The sequence below is a fragment of the Rubrivirga sp. genome (assembly GCF_049648075.1).
Lineage (GTDB): Bacteria > Bacteroidota > Rhodothermia > Rhodothermales > Rubricoccaceae > Rubrivirga.
Genome location: NZ_JBARYR010000714.1, coordinates 1 through 2481, shown reverse-complemented (window position 1 = coordinate 2481; position 2481 = coordinate 1). Strand labels below are relative to the sequence as shown.

3 protein-coding genes are annotated in these 2481 nt (G+C 69.8%); 2 read left to right on the top strand and 1 reads right to left on the bottom strand.

Annotated features, from left to right (window positions below):
- Positions 1-462: sensor histidine kinase (locus WBA11_RS18850; RefSeq protein ID WP_424522170.1), on the top strand; the 462-nt coding region annotated here is incomplete at its 5' end.
- 233 nt (positions 463-695) lie between these two features.
- Complete coding sequence (locus WBA11_RS18845; RefSeq protein WP_424522169.1) at positions 696-1085, top strand: hypothetical protein; 390 nt, start codon at positions 696-698, stop codon at positions 1083-1085.
- A 21-nt stretch (positions 1086-1106) separates the two neighbouring features.
- Here WBA11_RS18845 and WBA11_RS18840 read toward each other — a convergent pair.
- Positions 1107-2481, bottom strand: a 1375-nt coding sequence (locus tag WBA11_RS18840) for a tetratricopeptide repeat protein (RefSeq protein WP_424522168.1), incomplete at its 5' end; no start/stop codon positions are given.

Here is a 2481-nt window from a genome sequence, read left to right as displayed (position 1 = left end):
GCCCTCGACCGGCTCGGCCCGTTCCTACGCGAGCACGGGGCCGTCCTCGAGGTCGCGGAGGCGTGGCCGACGGCGATGGGCTATGGGCCGTGGCTCGAGGAGGTGTGGTCCAACTACATCAGCAACGCCGTCAAGTACGGCGGCGACCCGCCCCACATCACGCTCGGTGCCGACCTCGAGGCCGACGCGGTCCGGTTCTGGGTCCAGGACAACGGCGCCGGCCTTGGTGCCGATGCCCGCGCCGCCGTGTTCGCTCCCTTCGAGCGTGCCCACGAGGACCGCGCCGACAGCCACGGCCTCGGATTGTCGATCGTCCAGCGGATCGTGACGAAGCTGGGTGGGACGTGCGGCGTGTTTAGCATCCCGGGGCACGGTAGCCGGTTCAGCTTTACGCTCCCACGCGCGCAAGCTGATTCCGACACGAAGGAGACGTCGAGAGCGCGGTTTCCGGTAGGGGTTTAGGAGTCGTCGGGCTTTTCCGAGACGGCGTGACGGCTGACCATGAGGGATCCCGTATGTAGGGTGCGTCCTTCCCGCCACTGCCCGAACCGCTCATGCTCCGCTTCGCTCCTCTGCTTCTCGCGTGTCTTCTCGTTGCCTGCGATACAAGCACGGCGCCGTCGCCCAGCGCCTCCGTCGGTACATCCGTCCCCGTCGCCATGGCCTCGAGCGAGGGAGGCACGACCATCCACCCCGTGACGGAAGAGGTCGCGGTCGAAGCAGGAAGAGAGGCCGTGGTTCTGCACATCCGCGGCGAGAGGATCGAGTTGCAGCCGGGGGAGGCATTCCTGGTTGGAGAGGCTCTGTCCCGCATCGGCGACGAGGTCGCTGTGAACATCGGCCGGCCGCTTCCACTTCCGCGTGGCGGAGATCGCTGCGAGCCGTCTCAGGGTGAGAAGGCTGGCCAAGGCTTCGTCGTCTTCGGAGGCTACGTCTTCGACAAGTGCCCGCCGCGCCCCCGACCGGCACGTGGCTTCACCCCGGAAGACCTCGACTTCCTCCACGGCGGTCGTGTCAAGGTCATCGGGGACCCCGGCAATCTCGATTGGGAGCCGATCGCTGGTGGCTTCCGCGCCAGGTACTAGACACCGCGCCCTCGAGGACGGCTACTCGTCCTCGAGGGACGCCAACTGCGCCCGCTTCTGAGCGACGGCCGATGCCTCCCGGTGCCGCCCGAGCGTCCTGAGTGCGCCGGAGAGGGCGTCCAGCACCGTCGTGCGCAAGGGGTCTTTGGGAGCTTCGCGCTCGAGCGCCCCGTCGACCGCTCGGAGGATTGGAAGGCCCTGCGCCGCTCGGCCCATTTGGATAAGGGCTTTCGCTCTGTTCGTCTGAGCGGAAAGGGTGCTAGCGTCTTCGTCGCCGAACGCCTCGGCGAACGCGTCAGCGCCGGTCTCCAGGAGCGGCAACGCCTCCGCCGGCCGGTCGGTCTCGAGCAGCAGACCGCCGAGTGCCACACGGACGTACTCGCGCCACAGGTGGTCGCTGTCGAGTGTCGAAGCGTTGTAGGCCTCGAGGGCGGATCGGTAGAAGCGCTCGGCGTCCTCGAGGTCGGACTCGTGCAGGAGGTTGGCGAGGGTGTACAAGCTCCGGGCCGTCCGATAGTCGCCGCTTCCGTAGGCGCGCTCGTAGACCTCGAGGGCCTGCTCGTGAACGCGCTCGGCGCCCTCGAGGTCGCCGCTGGCCTGGACGGCGTCGGCGTACTCGTAGAGCGCGTCGGCCGTGCGCGGGTCGGTCGGGCCGAAGGACCGGGTGGCGAGGTCAGTCGCTTGCTGGAAGAGGGGGAGGGCGGCCTCGAGGCTGTCGGCCTCGACGAGTTGCGTCGCCAGGCCGAGCGTGGCCTCCATCTCCGTCTCCGGCTGCCGCGCGTGGCCCAACGCTGACCGGTAGAGAGCCGCCGCCTCGGGATCCTCGCGTCGCCGGTAGTGGACCTGGGCGAGCGCGATTTGGGCACGGGCGAGCGCGTCGGGATCGCGAGCCGACCCGAGCAAGCGAACGGCTTCGAAGCCGGCCTCGAAGGCGTCGTCGTAGCGCCGCTCCGCCGTCCTCGAGCGGACCAGCCACGTCAGCGGCTCGGCCAGGTCCGCGTGGTCCGGTCCCTGCACGCGACGCCGGACCTCGACGGATCGGCTCAGGACCGAGTCGGCGGTCGTGAACAGGCCGAGGCTCACGCTCAGCCGGCCCAAGCCCGCTAGGAGCGACGCTTGGACGAGCGGCTGGTCCTCGAGGGCGGCGGCTCGCTCTAACCCCGGCGCCACCAGGTCCGCCGACCGGATCTCGCCGCCCTCGAGGGCCACCGGGTCGATGGTCTCGAACATGCCGAGGACGTAATCGAGTGTTGCATTGGCGCGCTCCGCTTCGCGCGCGGTTTCCTGCGCCTGCCAGAGCACCGCGCCCGTGCCGCCCAGGAGCGCGACCACGAGAGCGGACGCGCCGACAACGGCGACGCGGTTGCGCCGGACGAACCGGGAGGCGCGGTAGCCC